This is a genomic window from Streptomyces sp. NPDC002926 (assembly GCF_053591755.1).
On record NZ_JBSFUK010000019.1, the window covers coordinates 12,988 to 30,563 of the forward strand.

The 17,576-nt window shown below is 68.3% G+C and carries 17 protein-coding genes and 1 riboswitch; of the genes, 3 read left to right on the top strand and 14 right to left on the bottom strand.

Annotated features, from left to right (window positions below; genetic code table 11):
- Window positions 1–99: 99 nt before the first annotated feature.
- The 4 genes from ACWDZ6_RS24260 to ACWDZ6_RS24275 form a co-directional block, all read right to left on the bottom strand.
- Window positions 100–993 (bottom strand): hypothetical protein, encoded by an 894-nt coding sequence (locus ACWDZ6_RS24260; protein ID WP_451504486.1) that lies wholly within the window; start codon window positions 991–993, stop codon window positions 100–102.
- Window positions 994–1,239: 246 nt separating this feature from the next.
- Window positions 1,240–1,974, bottom strand: a complete 735-nt coding sequence (locus ACWDZ6_RS24265; protein WP_451504487.1) for a class I SAM-dependent methyltransferase — start codon at window positions 1,972–1,974, stop codon at window positions 1,240–1,242.
- 1,185 nt (window positions 1,975–3,159) lie between these two features.
- A complete protein-coding gene (locus ACWDZ6_RS24270; protein WP_451504488.1) occupies window positions 3,160–3,321 on the bottom strand; it encodes a hypothetical protein in 162 nt (53 codons plus the stop codon).
- A 107-nt stretch (window positions 3,322–3,428) separates the two neighbouring features.
- Complete coding sequence (locus ACWDZ6_RS24275) at window positions 3,429–3,569, bottom strand: hypothetical protein (RefSeq protein ID WP_451504489.1); 141 nt, start codon at window positions 3,567–3,569, stop codon at window positions 3,429–3,431.
- Between the two features lie 719 nt (window positions 3,570–4,288).
- A riboswitch (cyclic di-AMP (ydaO/yuaA leader) is annotated at window positions 4,289–4,449 on the top strand.
- Window positions 4,450–4,451: 2 nt separating this feature from the next.
- On the opposite strand from ACWDZ6_RS24275, the gene ACWDZ6_RS24280 reads away from it, so the two are divergent.
- On the top strand, window positions 4,452–5,258 hold the full coding sequence (locus ACWDZ6_RS24280) for a transglycosylase SLT domain-containing protein (RefSeq protein ID WP_451504490.1): 807 nt from the start codon (window positions 4,452–4,454) through the stop codon (window positions 5,256–5,258).
- A gap of 20 nt (window positions 5,259–5,278) precedes the next feature.
- On the opposite strand, the gene ACWDZ6_RS24285 is transcribed toward ACWDZ6_RS24280, so the two are convergent.
- From ACWDZ6_RS24285 to ACWDZ6_RS24325, 9 genes are all read right to left on the bottom strand, one after another.
- Window positions 5,279–5,395, bottom strand: a complete 117-nt coding sequence (locus ACWDZ6_RS24285; protein ID WP_389185347.1) for a DUF6893 family small protein — start codon at window positions 5,393–5,395, stop codon at window positions 5,279–5,281.
- A gap of 10 nt (window positions 5,396–5,405) precedes the next feature.
- Window positions 5,406–5,954 (bottom strand): hydrogenase maturation protease, encoded by a 549-nt coding sequence (locus ACWDZ6_RS24290; RefSeq protein WP_451504491.1) that lies wholly within the window; start codon window positions 5,952–5,954, stop codon window positions 5,406–5,408.
- On the bottom strand, window positions 5,951–7,390 hold the full coding sequence (locus ACWDZ6_RS24295) for a hypothetical protein (RefSeq protein WP_451504492.1): 1,440 nt from the start codon (window positions 7,388–7,390) through the stop codon (window positions 5,951–5,953). The genes ACWDZ6_RS24290 and ACWDZ6_RS24295 overlap by 4 nt, the downstream gene beginning before the upstream one ends.
- The gene (locus ACWDZ6_RS24300; protein WP_326654566.1) at window positions 7,387–8,085 is read right to left on the bottom strand and encodes a DUF6084 family protein; all 699 of its coding nucleotides are present in this window, start codon (window positions 8,083–8,085) and stop codon (window positions 7,387–7,389) included. Before ACWDZ6_RS24300 ends, ACWDZ6_RS24295 begins: the two co-directional genes overlap by 4 nt.
- Window positions 8,082–8,750: a DUF5947 family protein gene (locus tag ACWDZ6_RS24305; protein WP_451504493.1), complete on the bottom strand. Its 669-nt coding sequence runs from the start codon at window positions 8,748–8,750 to the stop codon at window positions 8,082–8,084. The genes ACWDZ6_RS24300 and ACWDZ6_RS24305 overlap by 4 nt, the downstream gene beginning before the upstream one ends.
- Complete coding sequence (locus ACWDZ6_RS24310; protein WP_451504494.1) at window positions 8,747–9,361, bottom strand: hypothetical protein; 615 nt, start codon at window positions 9,359–9,361, stop codon at window positions 8,747–8,749. Before ACWDZ6_RS24310 ends, ACWDZ6_RS24305 begins: the two co-directional genes overlap by 4 nt.
- Window positions 9,358–11,142 carry a nickel-dependent hydrogenase large subunit gene (locus ACWDZ6_RS24315; protein WP_366732724.1) on the bottom strand — a complete coding sequence of 595 codons (1,785 nt, stop codon included), beginning with the start codon at window positions 11,140–11,142 and terminating at the stop codon, window positions 9,358–9,360. Before ACWDZ6_RS24315 ends, ACWDZ6_RS24310 begins: the two co-directional genes overlap by 4 nt.
- A gap of 74 nt (window positions 11,143–11,216) precedes the next feature.
- Complete coding sequence (locus ACWDZ6_RS24320) at window positions 11,217–12,302, bottom strand: NADH-quinone oxidoreductase subunit B family protein (protein WP_366732723.1); 1,086 nt, start codon at window positions 12,300–12,302, stop codon at window positions 11,217–11,219.
- A gap of 48 nt (window positions 12,303–12,350) precedes the next feature.
- Complete coding sequence (locus ACWDZ6_RS24325) at window positions 12,351–14,147, bottom strand: hydrogenase maturation protein (protein WP_451504495.1); 1,797 nt, start codon at window positions 14,145–14,147, stop codon at window positions 12,351–12,353.
- 292 nt (window positions 14,148–14,439) lie between these two features.
- On the opposite strand from ACWDZ6_RS24325, the gene ACWDZ6_RS24330 reads away from it, so the two are divergent.
- The gene (locus ACWDZ6_RS24330; RefSeq protein ID WP_451504496.1) at window positions 14,440–14,808 is read left to right on the top strand and encodes a low affinity iron permease family protein; all 369 of its coding nucleotides are present in this window, start codon (window positions 14,440–14,442) and stop codon (window positions 14,806–14,808) included.
- Window positions 14,809–15,191: 383 nt separating this feature from the next.
- On the opposite strand, the gene ACWDZ6_RS24335 is transcribed toward ACWDZ6_RS24330, so the two are convergent.
- Complete coding sequence (locus ACWDZ6_RS24335; RefSeq protein WP_451504497.1) at window positions 15,192–15,704, bottom strand: hypothetical protein; 513 nt, start codon at window positions 15,702–15,704, stop codon at window positions 15,192–15,194.
- 474 nt (window positions 15,705–16,178) lie between these two features.
- On the opposite strand from ACWDZ6_RS24335, the gene ACWDZ6_RS24340 reads away from it, so the two are divergent.
- Window positions 16,179–17,561: a S1 family peptidase gene (locus ACWDZ6_RS24340; RefSeq protein WP_451504498.1), complete on the top strand. Its 1,383-nt coding sequence runs from the start codon at window positions 16,179–16,181 to the stop codon at window positions 17,559–17,561.
- Window positions 17,562–17,576: the final 15 nt, after the last annotated feature.

Consider the following 17,576-nt stretch of genomic DNA (forward strand, 5'->3'; position numbering starts at 1 on the left):
TGACCAGGTGTCTCCACTGCAGACCGGGGAAAGCACGGCTGAGAAGCACCGCTGTGCTTCGGATCTCCCCCGGGCCTGCCCACCGCACCACCGAGCCGGTCAAGCCACCCCCAGTGCGGTCTCGAGCTGTTGCAGGCGCTCTGCTGTCCTGCCCTTCCAGCTCTCTGCGAGGTCGGCGATCACTGTCGCCTCGGCTTCCAGGGCGAGCGCCCGTGCGTCGGAGAACGCTTCCAGGGCCAGTCGCAGGCATCCCTCGGCGGCTCCGGAGCCGACAACGGCGGCCTCGATCATGCCCCTGTCGGTCATGTCCACGTGCGGATACGCGAGCAGGGCCGATGTCACAGGCCATGTCCGGTTGTTGACAGCCGCGTCGAGCCCGGAATCATTGAGGTCGTCGACCAGTTGCAGTCCCGTACACAAGCGGAGCAGAGCGGAAGCGGGGCGCTCGTCACAACTGCTACGACCCGCGAGTTCCGCAGCGAGATGGATCACCGTGGCTCCGGGGCCTGCTTTGTCGCCCAGACCCATGATGTCCTGCGGGGCGTAGGCGAACAGCCTGTCCCGGTGGGCCATATCGCGTTCAATGGCAGCCGCATACAAGTTGTAATAGTGCCAGTGCAGCGCGTGAAACCGTCTTGAATCCCTGACGGCCAGGGCGGAGACCCCCTCAAGGTACTCCCACAGGCATGCGTCCGACACGAGACACATTTCGGCAGGAGCCGCGCCCTCGTCTATGACGAGATCATGAAACGCGAAATGGCAATGCCCCAACGCCTGCACCGTGAGTACCTCGGCAATGTGCTCTTCCCGCATACCCCACGCACGCCCCTGGGCCGCGGTGAGATAGAAGAACCCACTGCCCAGACCGAAAACAGTGACCGGCAAGCCCAGGATGCGCGTGGACAGAGCCGGCACCGCAGCGGTCAACCGGTCGCGCGCCCGACTCGCGACCACAGAGAAGGGATACTTCTCGCATTCCTGCACAATAGCCACAGGAAGCCTTGAGAGGGTTCCGCTCTCTTCTACCAAGTGTCCTGGTCCCCGTTCGCCTGTGGAAGCCGCCGCCGGATGTCGTCGAGTTCTGGGGGCTGTTCGGCCGTGCGGGCTACCCTTTCGATCTCGGCACTGACTTTTTCACAGGTGTTGATTTCGACCGTCGCCCCGCTGTTCATGTGATCGACCCTTCCTTTTGTTTTGCCGTCATGGCCGGACAGTCAGCCCAGCCCTGACGGGCCTTCATCAGCATTCGAGCGCCACGAGATTGGCGTGGCACAAAAGCCCCTTGCGCCAGACAACACGGGCCTGGAGAACACGTGCCCACTCATGGATCTCCCGCAAACTGTGGAACGTGACGCAAGGCGTCCACAATTGGTCCGCCAGAAGCCGCCGTAGTTGTTCGTTCGGCAGTCTGGTGCGCCCTTGTGCCGCGACAGCAAGCCGCACCACAGCCAGAATCCACTTCGGCAGACGATTCAGGGCCGTCACCGGGACCACACGGCGCAATGGCGCTGTCGCCGTGTAAACGAGGTGGTACGGCGTCCACCGGCTGTACAACATGATGACGACGCGCCCACCCGGCCGGGTGACACGAACCATTTCGGCAAGGCCGGAACGCGCATCCGGGGTGTGGTGCAGCACACCGATGGAGACGCTCAGGTCGAACGCGGCGGTGGCGAACGGAAGACGGAGCGCATTCGCCTGGACGACAGCGGCCGCCGGGTTGAGCGATCGCGTGGCCCGCGTGGCAGCGCTGGTCAGATCGACACCGACAACTTGCGCTCCGCGCCGGAGAAGACCGTGCGTGATCTCACCTGATCCGCAGCCGAGGTCGAGAACTGTGCGGCCGGCCAGCAGCCCGTTCGGCAACGGTTTCCTCAGCCGGCGTGCCCAGTGACGGATCCGAGGTTCGCCCCCCGATACGAACGGGAAAGTTTCATAGTGCGCCCTGGTGACGGCCAGCCCCGCTCGCGCCACGAAACCCCCAATCAACGATGCAATCCAGCTACTTCATACAAATCATCATGTTAGCGGTTTGCCGGATAGGCTATGCGCACATGTCAGTATGTGATCATGCCTGACCGAAATCGACCAAGAAGTAGGAATAGTTGCCCATCTCTTCCCGACTTGCGAACAAGTGATTCGTCGCGGGCGCTTACCGCCCGTGCGGGGATCCGAAAGTGGACAGCTGGGCACCGAGGGCAAGTGCGTCGACCGGGCGACCGGCGCGTATGCGGCGCCGTGGAAGGAGCGGCTGTGCATCGTGAAATGGTCGAGCATGCTGCTGGAACAGCACCCGGGGAACAGGCAGATGGCTCGTAACACCCCATGACAATGAGCGCGGTTGACTCGGAGTCAGCCCTGATTGCCGGCTCGGACGCCGAGTGGGGCGCCCGTGCGACCAGCTACAACCTCCGATGGAGTTGCGTGCGCCACGTTTCAACCGCCTTTTGAACACTGATTCGCTCAAGCCCGTTGACCTCGGTAACCGGTGAAACACCTGCAGACCGGTGAGTGAGTGAGGTTCGCGCATGCCAAGGATGCTTCGGAAAGTCACCGAGCGCCGCCTTCCGGCGGCCGGCTGCTGCCCAGCCTGGCCGGCCGGCCACGGCTCCTTCCAGCAACTCACGCACTAAGGGGCGAGATCATGGACTACTGCCTCCCCTGCCGCCGCGTCCTCAACGGCGCCGTGACGTGCCCGGAGTGCGGCGCATACGACTCCGCAACAGCACCGCCGAGCGATCGGAGCGGCGGTGGTGCTCCGACAGTCGACACGATGGTGCCGGAGATCCTGTTCAGCGAGGGACCGGGCTCGTTCGAGTCCCCCGAGCCTCTCTGGTCCCCCGCTCCCTCGGCAGATGTGCCCGCAGCCCGGGGGCGCCATCCGCAGCGATTGAAGAAGTACGGCGGGCGGACTCTTGCCGCGGCCGCCTTCGCCATGCTCGGCGGTCTGGCCGCCGTATCGCTGCTGCCCGAGCACTCCGCCGGTGCCCCAGGAGCAGCGCCGGGCCCGGAACGGGTATCCCCCGACGAGCCCGAGCCCGAGCCCCACGTCACCAAATCACCGAAAGCCACGCCGGAACGGCCGGCCACGCACCCGGCCCGAGGGAGTGTCCGGGACCGGAGCAGTGGTACGCCTCGGCGCCCCAGCGCGACGGCCACTCACCGGGAATCAGCGGCATCCACGACTCCCACAGCCACCACCAGGCCGCCCGTGAGGGCCAGGCCGACCCCCCGCCCCTCCAGTGGCCGCCCCAGCCACTCGGCCTCGCCGACGCCGACTCCTTCCGCAAGTCCTTCCGGCAGTGTGAGCACCTCACCCACGGGCACTCCTGCGCCGAGCACCAGTGGCCCAGTGACCGATGCCCAGAGGGAACTGACGAAGCTGTTGCTGCCGAAGCGACACTGAAGCGGGGCGGTCGGGGGCACGATCACCAGCAGGTGATCGAAGGTTCGGGTTCGCCGTGCCGCTGGTCGTCGTCGGCAGCCTGGGTGCCGCTCGCCATGACGGAGTAGCCGTCCAGCGCTCCGTTTCGACGGCTGCCCGGTGGCGTGGGAATCGCGGCGGCCATGAGGCTGATGTCCAGGACGGGGCCGTCGTTCGACAGGTCACGGGTCTCCGCCCCGGCACAGACCGAGGGCCGTCGAAGCCTCTGTGCTCGCCGAGTGCCGCACGCCCGTGCCCGCCGAGCGCTGGAGCCGTTCGACACCCGCCCTGCCGCCGGGACCCGGCGGCAGGGCCCCGGCACACCTGCGCCACCCGGGCGCGTACGCCGTGCGGGCAGCGGTGGTCGCCTACCGGTCTCGGGGGGCACGTCGCCACAGGACAGCCAGGCGGAGAGGCGACCCCCAATTACTACCCAAACGGACAGAATCTACCCATAGAGGGCGCTAATGCATTTATAGCGCGAATGTGGGGACTAAATGCTCATCTTCGAGGACAACTCCGCCCATGCATGTCCGGAATGAACGTTTACTCGGCATTGCTCTCGACGTCCATATTGCAGGAAAACATGCGACTTGTCGTGCATTTTCGCGGCGGCGCAGGGCCGGCCATCCCGCATCGAAACCCGTGATATGGGTCACGTCCTCGACAGTGCGCGAAGGGCGCCGATCCGGCCCAGTCCCTTTCCATAGAAGCGAGTTGAGTTTCCCGTCCTCGGTGGATCGCGTGATTTTCCGCGGCTGATTCCGCCGCGCGGATTGCAGTGGTGAATTCAGGGCTTGTTCAATCCAGCGCTTTTCGCTTACGGTCGCCGCAATCCGGACGGAACGCCGAATCCTGCCGCCGCCCGGCAAACCACCCACTCACTTACGGCAGGAGCGGGGGACCCAGGTAAGCCGCCGATCCGGAATCCGGAACGGCTCGGGGTCAAGTCGCATTCCTACCGCGGCCGGGCATCTCCAGCCCGAACCCGACAGCTCACCTCGCAGGCGACGGAGAGGAACTCATCATGCCCGCAAAGGGTAAGCACCGTCGTCCCAAGTCCAGCCCGATCACCCGGGGCTTCGTCGCCGCGGGTGCGGGCGGTGCCGCACTCGTCCTGCCGGTGATCGGCGCGACCACTGCCGGCGCGGCCCAGCCGACGGCACATCCCGTCACAGCCGCAAAGGCTGTGGCCCCGGCCGCCGCGGGCACCACGCACGTCGCCGCGAAGAAGGCCCTGCCCACCACCTATTCCGTCGTCGTGGGTGACTCCCTTGCCAAGATCGCTCGGGCGCACTCCCTGAGCGGCGGCTGGATGCAGCTGTACAAGGACAACCGGAGGGCAATCGGCAGCAACCCTTCGCTGATTCACTCGGGTCTCCAGCTGTCGGTCGGCAAAAAGGCCAAGGTGACCCCCAACACGTCTTCCCCGGAGGATCGGGCCAGCCGCTCCGTGCAGAGGAGCACGCTGGCCACCAAGGGCGCCACCACCGCCACGAAGCCCGCGACCTATGCGAACAACCTCGACGGCTGGATCCGGGAGTCACTCGCCGTCATGGCCAAGCACGGCATCCCCGGCTCGTACGACGGCATCCACCGGAACATCATGCGCGAGTCCTCGGGCAACCCGCGGGCCATCAACAACTGGGACTCCAACGCCGTGGCGGGAACACCGTCCAAGGGGCTCCTGCAGGTCATTGCGCCGACGTTCCTCGCGTACCACGTGCCCGGCACGTCGATGGACAGCTACGACCCGGTCGCCAACATCACCGCCGCGTGCAACTACGCCGCCGACAAGTACGGCTCCATCGACAATGTGAACGGCGCCTACTGAGGCCTGTCACCACCGTCGTGTCACATCTTGCGGATGCGCAGATAGCGCATGACGTCCGGCAGGAGCTGCTTGACAACAGCAGCCACAGCCGTCGCGGCAGTCGCGGCGGCCACGCTGCCAATGATCGTCTTCTTCATGCTCTTCTCCTCACTTCGCAACCTCGCCGACCGCAGCCGGTGGCGCGGACGATTCGTGCCTGCCGTCCCGTACCAGGCCCATGATCAGCCGTACGGCCTCCGGCACGGCGGCGGCAACGGGCGGACTGAGACCGATGCCTTCCTCCACACCGGCGGGTTCACATCCCACTACCAGGGTGCGCCGCGGCGGCCGAGTGCCGGTGCCGGCGCAGAGGGTCCCCAGGAGCGCCAGGACCGCGTCGGGGGACATCCGGTGGCCGTCCAGCAGGGCGGTCTCGGGCTCGATGTCGCCCGCGCTGTCGGCTTCGATCAGATACACCGTGCCGGGCTCGCCACCGCGCGCCGTGGCATCGACCAGGACGAGGGTGTCGTAGCCCTCGAGAAGCTCGTACGCCAGGTGTACGCCCCGTACGCCGAAGTCCACGACCTCGGCGTACTCGGGCAGCTGTTCCGCGGCCAGCCTGCGCACGGTCTCGACGCCGAAGCCGTCGTCGCCGAGGAAGATGTTTCCGACCCCGGCGACCAGAATCCGGTCGCTGGTCCGGTCGGGGCGGCTCATGCGTCCTCCAGGGGGGCGACCTCGTCGGGCTGGAAGTACAGGAAGCGGCCCTGCTCGCGGCGGATGTCGGCTCCTGGATCACCCTCGACGGTCACTGCCAGGTGCACTGCCCCGTCCACGTCGTGCAGCACCGCCTCGACTCTGGCGCTGCGGCCGTGCAGGAACAGGTCCTGTGCGTCACTGCGCCGCAGGCCCGGGCGCAGCAGCACGCGGCTGCCTGCGCCCAGCGACCGGCCGTCCACCAGGATCCGGTCGCGTGCCGGGTCGAAGCCGGAGTCGCTCGCCGGGTCCCACCACGGGGTGTCCGGGGCCTGCACGCCATGTTCGTCGGCAAAGCCGCGAGGGGCGGCCGCCGGGGGTGCGTCCGGCGCTTCGGGACCGGTCACCTCGCGCAGTGCGCGCACCGCACCGTGCAGGCGTTCAAGGACTTCAGGGGGCATCGAATCGGCCAGTTCGATCACCGCGGCGGCCCGCTCGTCGGTGCCCCGGGCCTCGCGCTTCTCCTCGTCGGTGAGGGCTGCGGTGCGCAGCGCGAGGATCTCGTCGATCTCTGTCGCGTCGTAGAGCGCCCCTGGGCTCTCCGGGGCGATCGCGGGGTGGTCCTCCAGGATGATCGGGGACGACAGCACCAGATCCGCGCGGCCGGGTTCGCCGGCGAGGACCGGCCAGGTGTGCAGGTTGCGGCAGGACGCGACCGCGCCCTTGGCCCACTCGGGCGGATCCGTCATCGACAGGAACGACCCGGCGCTGAGACTCATCAGCAGATGCGCGGCCACCAGCGAGCGCGGCAGCGCGGCGTCACGGTCGGCCGTACCGTCCGGCGGGCTCCAGCCGCTGGTGTTCTCCACGACAGCGGTCAGGCGCATCACCCGGTAGGGCCCGCCGAGTTCACGCGCGGACAGCCGCACGGCGCCGCTGATCTCCTCGCAGCGGCGAATCAGACGGCCGACCATCCGGCCGGCCGAGTCGAGGACGGGCTCGGTCTCCTCGCGGGCAGGACGGGTGAAGGGGACCGTGACGCCGTCTCCTGTCAGCTCCTCCACTCCGGCGAGCACCTCGACCCGCTCTTCGACTCCCTCGTCCCAGGGCACCAGGACCCGGTCCTCGAGAGGGAGCTCGGGCACCGTCTCGAAACCGCCGTCCTGCCGGACCTGTTGCACGGTCCGGCGCTGTGCGTGCAGGAAACGGACCTCGACAGCGAGATTCGCGTCCCCCTTCGGCTCCATCAGACACTCGGTGTGCTGGAAGTCGTGTTCTTCGCACTCGGCGCCCCAGCCGGGCGGCACGAGCACCCCGAACTGCCAGCGCAGCCGGTTCTTGGCCGCCGAGGCGCGGTACGGGTAGAGCACGTAGCCCTCGAAGAGCACCGCGTCCGCCACCTGTCGGGCGACGGCGAACCGGGCTTCCGTCGCCGGTGCGAAGGCAGTTGTCGTCAACGTGCCGTCCTTCCGGTCGCGCGTGGCAGCAGTGCTCGGTCCAGGGCGTGGCCCGGTGGGAGGTCCGGCGTACCGGCCTCGGCCAGCAGGGCCCGGACGGCCGCCTCCCAGGAGGGAAGTGCCCGCTGCGAACGGAAGGAGAGCAGCGCGTCCACGGTGTCGCGGGGCAGCCGGATCCAGCCGCAACCGGGAAAGTGCTGCTCGACCATCTCCTGCCACACCTTTACCGGCATCCGGAAGGCTGCCTCCCGGTCCCACGGCACGGGCTCGACGCGGAAGCCGCCCGCCCCGGTGAATGCCGTTCCGGAGAACAGCATGAGCAGCGGCACCTCGCCCGCCTCGAGGGCGTTGAAGTACCGGGTCGCGGCGACGTCCATGTCGTAGGTGCACGGCACCGCGAGGTCGGTTTCCGTCTCTCCCGTGAAGCTGGGAACCATGTGCGAGACCTGGGCGAACTGAACCGGCTGAAGCGTGCTGCCCCACCGCGAGCGCTCTCCGAAGAGGTCGGCCAGCCCTTCGGCCTCCGTGGGCTCGTAGCCGCGCCGCGCGGGCTCGATGCGGATCTGGCAGCGCAGGGCCAGGGCGTGCACGCGGGCGTTTTCGGACGCCGTGATGCGCAGCCTGAAGACGAGTGTCGGACCGGCGGCGTACTGGTCGGCCCGTACGTCCGTACAGGTGAAGGCGAACTGTGTCATGTCTGGTTCACCTCATGAACCGGCCGGGCGCGGCCGCCCACATGCTCGAAGAACGCCTCCAGATCGGCCCGCGCCTCGGCTCCGCCGTCAAAGCCCTGCCACAACAGGCGCATACGGCCCACCAGTTCGTAACAGATATCAATCGGGACGAGGTAGCACTCGGCCCGGCCCTGCGTTCGGCGCAGCAGGAGCGCCTCCACGTCGGGTTCCAGCAGCGCGGCCAGCCGACTGCCGCCCAGCACGGTCTGCCATGCCGACGGCTCCAGTTCGCTCTCGGTCGCGCCGGCCGGACTCGGGTAGAGCGCGACCAAGCGGTCGAGCGCCGCGTTGCGGAAGAAGAAGGCGACGCCGACCGGGATCTGAAGAATTTCCCACGCGTTCTCGTCGAGGCTGTGGTCCGGGTCGGCCAGATAGCGGTCCGGCACCGCCCGGAAGCGGCCACCCGCGGCGCCGGGCCGCTCGAACAGGAGGGCACACGAGACGCATGCGCAGGCGAGTGCGCGTTCGTCCGTGTCCACCAGGTGGCGGTGGCGGTCGTCGGCCACCGCCACTCCGCACAGTTCGCACCGTTCCTTCCGGGGTGGACGCTCGGTCAGAAACCGGCGCAGGCCGCGCAGTTCACCGGCCGGCGCGGAAGGCTGCGACCGGAGCCGAGGCGCGCTCACCGCGTCTTCGCCGCGGCCGGTCCGGGCGCCGTGCGGGACGGAGGAGCCGTCCCGATCTGGAGCAGCGCCGGTCTCCTGGAGGCGGCGCCTGTCTCCACTTCCACAGCGGCCACCTCAGGTGCGAAGCAGGCGAGAGCGTCCTCGACCGCCTGCTGTGACGCCGCGGCGGTGCCGGCGCAGCCGCAGCCCGTACCGCCGGCAGACCGCAGGCGCAGCGTCGCGGAGGAGTCGTCGAAGCCCGCCACCTCCCAGGAATGGTCACCGGCCGCGTCCAGAGCACGATCGATGCGTGTGGCGGTGTCCTCGGGGTGCAGATCGTGCAGGACCAGCAGGCTCGAGACCAGTTCATCCGCCAGCAGCCCGGCCAGGGGGCCGCCCGGGACCTTGCCGGCGGCGGGGGCATCGAGCAGCCGGACGATCCGGGCCAGACCGGCCCCGTAGAAGTCCATCAGGACCCGGACCAGTTCCTCGGCCCCGGCACGCGCCGATTCATCTCCGGTGGCGGCCAGTCGGTCGAGCACTTCTTCCACCCGCCGCCCTGCCTGCTCAGCGTTCATGACCCGGGTGGCAGCAGCGGCCTGCGAGTTGACGGTGTGGGCTGCCGCGCTCATCCGGCAAGGCCGCTCAGGCCGGTGGGTACGTGCATCGACTTCACGGTCTTTCCGCCGCCGACGTACATGTGAACGCCGCAGGGCAGACAGGGGTCGAAGCTGCGCACCGCGCGCATGATGTCGATGCCCTTGAAGTTCTCCGGGGAGTTCTCCTCGAAGATGGGTGTGTTCTGCACGGCGTCCTCGTACGGGCCGGGCGTGCCGTACGTGTCGCGAGTGCTGGCGTTCCACGGAGTCGGCGGGTACGGGTGGTAGTTGGCGATCTTCCCGTCCCGGATGACCATGTGGTGGGAGAGGACACCGCGTACGGCCTCGGTGAAGCCGCAGCCGATGGACTCGTCCGGCACCTCGAACTTCTCCCAGGTCTGGGTGCGGCCGGCGCGTACTTCCTCGAGGCCCTTCTCTGCGCAGTGCAGGGCGATGGCCGCGGCGTAGGCCTGGAAGTAGGTGCGGGCGCGGTTGCGTTCCAGCGCGTTGCTCCAGCGCGGGATCTTCCACTCGAAGGTGGTTTCGGGCTTGGTCATCGTGCGCGGCAGATTGATGACGACACTGTGGCCGGTGGCCTTGACATAGCCGACGTCGACGAGCCCGGACAGCGCCGTGGACCACAGGCGGGCAATGGGGCCGCCTCCGGTGTCCAGCGGCAGGTAGTCCTTTCCGTCGAACCAGCGGGGGGACATCACCCAGCTGTACTTGTCGTTGAAGTCCCGCTTCTGCGGGGCGGGGATGGTGTGCTGGTTCCACGGGTGGCGCGGGTCGACGGGGTTGCCGAGCGGGTCGTGGGTGACGAACTGCTCCTGGCCCTGCCAGTCCTCGTAGTACGAGCTGCCCAGCAGGATGCGGATACCGAGGTTGATCTCGGTGAGGTCGTTGGTGACAAGCTTGCCGTCGACGATGATGCCGGGGGTGACGAACATCCGCCGCCCCCAGTCGGTCATGTTGGCGTAGGTGAAGTCGCAGTACTCGGGGTCGTTGAGCGCTCCCCAGCAGCCGAGCAGCACTCGTCGGCGGCCGACTTCCTCGTACCCGGGCAGAGCCTCGTAGAAGAAGTCGAAGAGGTCGTCGTGCAGGGGGACGACGCGCTTCATGAACTCCACATAGCGCATGAGGCGGCTGAGGTAGTCCGTGAAGAGCTGCACGGATGCGATGGTGCCCACGCCACCCGGGTAGAGCGTGGAGGGGTGTACATGGCGGCCCTCCATGAGGCAGAACATCTCACGGGTGTAGCGGCTCACCTGGAGGGCTTCGCGGTAGAACTCACCCTCGATGGGGTTGAGCGACCGCATGATGTCGGCGATGGTGCGGTAGCCGTGGTCCCCGGCGTGCGGCGCCTCGGTGCGCTCGGCGAGCTCGAGGACGCCGGGGTTGGTCTCACGGACCATCTTTTCGCAGTAGTCGACCCCGACCAGGTTCTCCTGGAAGATGTTGTGGTCGAACATGTACTCGGCGGACTCCCCGAGGTTGATGATCAGCTCACCGAGGTGCGGAGGCTTCACCCCGTAAGCCATGTTCTGGGCGTACACCGAACACGTGGCGTGGTTGTCGCCGCAGATCCCGCAGATGCGGCTGGTGATGAAATGCGCGTCCCGGGGATCCTTGCCGCGCATGAAGACGCTGTAGCCACGGAAGACCGACGAGGTGCTGTAGCACTCCGCGACCCGCTTCTGCTTGAAGTCGATCTTTGTGTGGATGCCGAGACTGCCCACGATCCGGGTGATCGGATCCCAGGCCATCTCCACCAGGCCACTGCCGTCGCCGGCCGCCTTTGTCTTCGGTGCCATCGTGAGTGCCGTGCCCTTCTTCAAGCTGGAGGTGGGTCGCGCGGTGAGGCGATGTGCTTCGGTTCAGCGGGGGATCACCAGGGCGGCCGGTACCCGGTGGTCAGCTTCTGCCCCCTTTGGCGCCACTTCGGCTCCTTGTCCACGGTCTTGGCCGTGATCGACCGCAGCCTGCGGATCACCGCGCCGTACGCTCCGCTGGCGGCGCTGGACACCTTCCCGCCGGGCGGTTCGTCCATGAACGGCATGAACTTGTCGGGGAATCCCGGCATGGTGCAGGCGATGCAGATGCCGCCGACGTTCGGACAGCCGCCGATCCCGTTCATCCAGCCCCGCTTGGGCACGTTGCACTTGACGACGGGCCCCCAGCAGCCGAGCTTGACGAGGCACTTGGGCGAGTCGTACGTGAGGGCGAACTGTCCCTGTTCGTAGTAGCCCGCACGATCGCACCCCTCGTGCACGGTGGCGCCGAACAGCCAGGCCGGCCGGAGCTTGTCGTCCAGCGGGATCATCGGAGCGGCGCCAGCCGCCTGGTAGAGCAGGTAGGTCAGGGTCTCCGAGAAATTGTCGGGCTGGATCGGACAGCCGGGCACACACACAATCGGGATGCCGGCCTGGGACGTCCAGTCCCAGCCCAGGTAGTCGGGCACGCCCATCGCACCGGTCGGGTTGCCCGCCATGGCGTGGATCCCGCCGTAGGTGGCGCACGTTCCGATCGCGACGACAGCCAGCGCCTTGGGGGCGAGCCGGTCGATCCATTCACTGGTGGTGATCGGCTGGCCGGTTTCGGGGTCGTCGCCGAAGCCGCACCAGTAGCCTTCCGGCTTGATGGTCTCGTTGGGTACGGACCCCTCGATCACCAGGACGAAGGGGTCGATCTCGCCGCGCTCACCCTTGAAGAACCACTCGATGAACGTGTCCGCACCCCCGACCGGCCCGCATTCGAAGTCGATCAGGGGCCAGTGGACAGCGATCTTGGGCAGGCCGGGCAGCGCGCCGAGCACGATCTCCTCGATGCTCGGCTGCATTGCCGCCGTCAGGGCCACCGAGTCACCGTCGCAGCTGAGCCCCGCGTTGATCCAGAGAATGTGGATCGGGGGAGCCTCGTCGGCGGGTGCGCCGGCGGCGGCCGTGTCCTGAGCGGTCGGCGTTGCTGCATTCATCAGGGTGCCCCCTCGGGGAGGTATGACATGAAAGTCGGCATTTCGCCCTCAGCCTTCTTGATAACAGGCATCCGGCGCTGCGGCCGAGTTTTCGAGGTCCGAATCAGTGACACGGGCCTCGGACCGGAGCTGATCCGTCACGCGCGCTCCGCACACCGGGTGTGCCAGATGCTGCGGCGTTCGCAGCTGCTTCTCCTTGCGGACGAATGCGCGGCGCAGCATGTGGTAGGGGGCGGCCGGGTCGGCGAAGGTCCGCCGCATTTGGGCCAGCTCCTCCTCCCGGAAGGCAACGAGCGGCTTGAGAGCCTCCTGGTGGTCCCGTTCGGCCTTCTTCGCAGCGATGCGTGACTGCACCGCGGGCAGCGAAGCGAGGTGTCCGGCAAGCCGGCCGACCTCTGCCGTGAAGTCCTGTGGGGTGCACTCGACCAGCCGGTCGATGAGGCCCAGCCGCTGCCCCGCCATCCCGCTCACCGGCAGAGCCTGGCGCATCAGACGCTCGGCCGCCGCCGGACCGACCCGGCGCGGCAGTGTGTACGTCCAGTACTCCGAGCCGTACAGGCCCATCAGCCGGTAGTGCGGATTCAGCACGGTGCCCGATCGGCACCACACCTCGTCCGCCGCCAGCGCGAGCATCAACCCGCCTGCGGCGGCATATCCGCCGACGGCAGCGACCACCAGCCGGTCCGTAGTCGTCAGGACGGCCTCGACCAGGTCGTCGATGGCATTGATGTTGGCCCAGGACTCCGCGCCGGGGTCTTCGGCCGCCTCGATGACGTTGAGGTGGATGCCGTTGGAGAAGACCCGGCTGCCGCCGAGCACCAGCACTGACGTGGGACGCGAGCAGGCCTCTCGATAGGTCGCCAGCAGACGACGGCACTGCGTCGTGCTCATCGCGCCGCCGGAGAACGAGAACGAGAGGAAGCCGACGCTGCGCTCCTCGCGATAGCTGATATCGGTCCAGGTACGGCGATGTGTGGGAAGACGCGACGGCGCGGGGCTCTCCGGCAAGGAGGGCAGCCGGCCGGCAAGCGCCGTGACGGCGGGCAGCTTGAACGTGGGTGGCTGCCCCGGCCTGCGCCGGGCCCGCAACTCGGGAATCCACACGGCGCCGTCCGTCGTCGCCCGGCAGACGGCTCCCGTGCGTGTGGCCAGGAGTTCGCCGGGATGCCCGCACAGCTCGCCCTCGGGGTGGCCCCCGTGCAAGTACCACTCGTCGCCCAGCAGTTCGTCGAGCACTCCGGGCTGCGAGTCCGCGGCCCGCAGCTTGCGGATGATCGTCTCGGTGGACTCCGACGCCCAGTCGATCCGCCGGACGCTCTGATCGAGATACGGGCGGGCACGGCCGGTTCCCACTCCGTCTTCCACCGTCTGCGCCCGAGGGGAGTACGTCCCGGTGGCGAACCGCTCCACCGCCAGCATCACCGCGGTGACCGCCGCGTCGGACAGCTCGCCGCGGTACAGGTCGCTCTTGGCCACCGGCGGCATCGGGCAGGCGACAGAGGCCCACACGTCACCCGCGTCCATCTCCGCGTTGGCCTGCAGGACCGTCACACCCCACTGGCCGACGTCCCCCTGAATCGCCCAGTCGAGGGACGAAGGCCCGCGGTCCCCGACGGGGCCGGGGTGGACGACAAGACATGTACAGGAGGACCACACCTCTCGTGGGATCGCCGTCTTCAGTATCGGCGCGACGACGAGCTGCGGCTCATGACGTCGTACGGCGCCCGCCAAGGACTCGCCGTGCAGGGCGAGTTCCACCGCCACGGTGTGACCGCGATCCCTCAGTTCGGCGTGGAGGCGCTGCGTGAGGCTGTTGAAGGCGGTAGCGACGAGCAGGATGTACACGGCAGGCCCTCCCAGCGGTCAGCGTCTCGGGCAGGTCTCCCCGGCCCCTGTGATCGTTGAGTACGCCGGCCCGGCCATGGCGACGCCGAGCCACGGGGTCACCCGAAAGCGGACACCGCGACGGCCACCCGGCGGTTCGGTCCCTCGCGGCCTTCCCCCATCCTGTGGTCGGCCGCCTCGGAGCGACGTCGGCACCGGGGCGGCCCCGGCGGGCATGGCCTCCGCACCCCGCGCGCCCACACCCCGGTCACGCCGGTCTGCATGTTTTCGCGTGGTCGGGTAGGCACGTCGTATGACTCTTCAACATCCCGCCGACCGAGGTGGCGACAGACGCGCACGGTTCGCCCGGCTGGCGGAGAACGCCTCGAACTTCACCAGCTCGCCCGTCTTCTTCGGAGGGTGCTTGGCCTTGGTGGCCCTCGTCATCACTGCTCATGCCCTGAAGCTTCCGGACGAGTGGCTGCTGCTGGCCGGAGAATCGATGACTGCCGTCACCCTGCTGCTTCTGGCCCTGCTCAAGAACTCGGAACGGCGGGCCGAGCACGCGATCCAGCGCAAGCTCGATGCGATCGCCGCCGCGCTGTTGGAGATGCAGGAGAACAACCCCGGCAAGGCGTTCGAGGACCTCAGGAGCGCCATCCGGATGGAAGAGGAGTCCTGAGGGACGGCCGAGGTACGCCTGCGGACCGACGACGGCAACGTGAACCTTCCCGGCCACGCGCCATCGCGGAGATGCGGCAGGCGCGCCACGCGTCTGTGCCTGCCACCTCACCCGCTCCAGCTGTTGCCCCGGCAGGACCCGCGGCGGTGTCACCTCATGGCCGGCGGCGGCCGGGAATGCCGCCGAGGGGACCCGGTGCGGGTGGGGCGGCACGAGCCCGTGCGAGCAGACCACGGTGGCGGCCCCGGACCAGGGACCGGCCCCGCACGGTCGAGACCCGCGTCGGCTCGATCCTCGTCGGAGCCCGGCCCGGCGAACTCCGACGAGGACCCACTGCCGGGTGCCCATCCCCCGATACGCAACAGGCCTGCTGAAATGTGTGGTCAGGATTCCTCGAAGTAGGCGTCCAGAACTGCGTCGAGTTCCACCACCCACTCCTTGAGAAGACTCCTGGCCGGGGCCTCGACCTCGGCGTTGAACCATCGGCGGGTCGTCAAGTGGACCGTGACCGTGAACCGACGCCCGAGTCGGCTGGACTTGGTCTCGACGGCACCGATTTCGTCCCACCGGAACTCGGCCTCTTCTTCGTCCAGCCGGAACCGGACGCCGTCGCGGTCCGCCCTGACCGAACCGCGGCGGTCACTGACCTCGAAGACTGGGCCGCTCACCTCCTCCCCCGTCCCGCTGACGGCATCCTCCTCGCCGGGGGTGGGTGCATCCTCAGGGACGGCCGGGTCGGACCGTCGCTCCTCGGTCGGCTCCGGGACTGGCTCGTCCGCCTCCTCCACCTCACGCGTCCCGGCAGAGCGGGGGGCCGTGAGGCCAGGGATGTACGCCGGGTCTGTCCCCGCGGCGTACTCGAGCGGGATGTCTTTTGGATCTACGCGCTGCTCCACGACGGGCAGTATGGTCGACGAACCTGTGCACGACCAGTGAACCCTCAGACGAGGCGCACTGCAGTCTTCGGCCACAGCCGGACCGGCCCACGGCTGGGCGTCAGCCCCCAGCAGCCCCTGAGGTTGGCGGATGTCCTCAACGACGGTTCGCTGCTGATGAGTTGTCCCGGCTCGGGTGGGATGGCTGCCGACAGGCGAGGGGCCCGAGTTCCGGCGTCCTGGTCGGGTCCCGCGGTCCGGTATGCCCGGTGAATGGGAAAATTGCGGGCCCGGACAGGGCTCGCAGCCCCCGGCCAGAGCTTGCGGACCCCACGGGAACCGCCCCGCCCGGCACAACCGACCCACCCTCCGGCCATCCTGTCGAGGGCTGCGGTGAACCACACGGCAGCGCGCCGCGTATGGAAGGGGGGCTTGGTCCACTCCGGGCCCCTCGGTGTTGCACATGCCGTGATGGGACGACAGAGGGGCTGGCGGATGGCGCACGCACGACGCAGGCTGCAACGCATCGCGCGGCTGGCAGCCGTCGGCGGATTGCTCAGCGGCACCTTCATGATCACCAACGCTGTGGCAAGTGAACCCCCCAGCCGGCCAGAAGCCGCAGGCGGCACATCACAGGGCAATGAACTCGGGGCCGGTCTCGTCTCCGAGCTCGGCACCTCCCGTACCGCAGGAACCTGGATCGGCTCGGACGGGCGCCCGGTCGTCGCTGTCACCGACACAAGTGCGGCTGCCGAGGTCAAGCGGGCCGGGGCGCATGCCGAGATCGTCCGCCACAGCATGCGGCAACTCCGCTCGGCCACCGACACGTTGGGCCAGGCCCGCCGGGTGCCCGGGACTGCGTGGAGGATGGACTACAAGACCAACACCGTGGTGGTGCAGGCCGACTCCACCGTCTCCCCCGCCGACTGGCAGCACCTCTCAAAGACCGCCGAGGAGGTCGGCGGCTTCGTGAAGATGCAGCGCACTCAGGGCACCTTCACCACAAGGGTCAACGGTGCCGAGCCGATCCTCGACCAGGCGGGGCGCTGCTCCGCCGGATTCAACGTGACCAACGGCTCCGACACGTTCGTCCTCACGGCAGGACACTGCGGACCGGCCGGCAGCACGTGGTTCAGCGGCAACCGCGGTACCCAGCAAGTCGGCACCATGACCGCCAGCGACTTCCCCGGCACCGACTACGCGCTCATCCGGTACCAGAACAACCAGGCTCCCGTCGGCCCCAACGTCGTGAACATAGGTGACGGCCAAGGAGTGCAGATCACGTCGGCCGCCGACCCCTTCGTCGGCCAGCAAGTCTTCCGCAGCGGCAGCACCACCGGTCTGCGCACCGGCAAAGTCACCGGCCTCAACGCCACCGTCAACTACCCCGAAGGCACCGTCACCGGACTCATCGAAACCACCGTCTGCGCCGAACCCGGCGACAGCGGCGGCCCCCTCATCGCCCAGGGCATCGCCCTCGGCATCACCTCCGGCGGCGACGGCGACTGCCGCAACGGCGGAACCACCTACTTCCAGCCCGCCACCGCAGCCATGGCCGCCCTCGGCGTCCGCCTCACCGGCACCGCGCCCTCGGACAACAACACCTCGGCCGGGGCTCCGTCCAACAACCCCACGCCCCCACCGCCCGACAACACTCAAACCGGCGCCGGCGCCGGGGGCGACACGCCCCTCGTCCCCGGACAGTCGAACGGCTCGAACGGCCCCACCCGGGTCACGAGCATCATCGACACCGAGACTCTCGCGCCCGGCATCATCGTCATCGCCATCAGCCTCACGGGTCTCATCGCCACCCGTGCCATCTGGACGGCACAAGACCGCCGCGAATTCCGCATGCACTACAAGCAGAGCTGGAACTGATCCAAGACCCGCGTC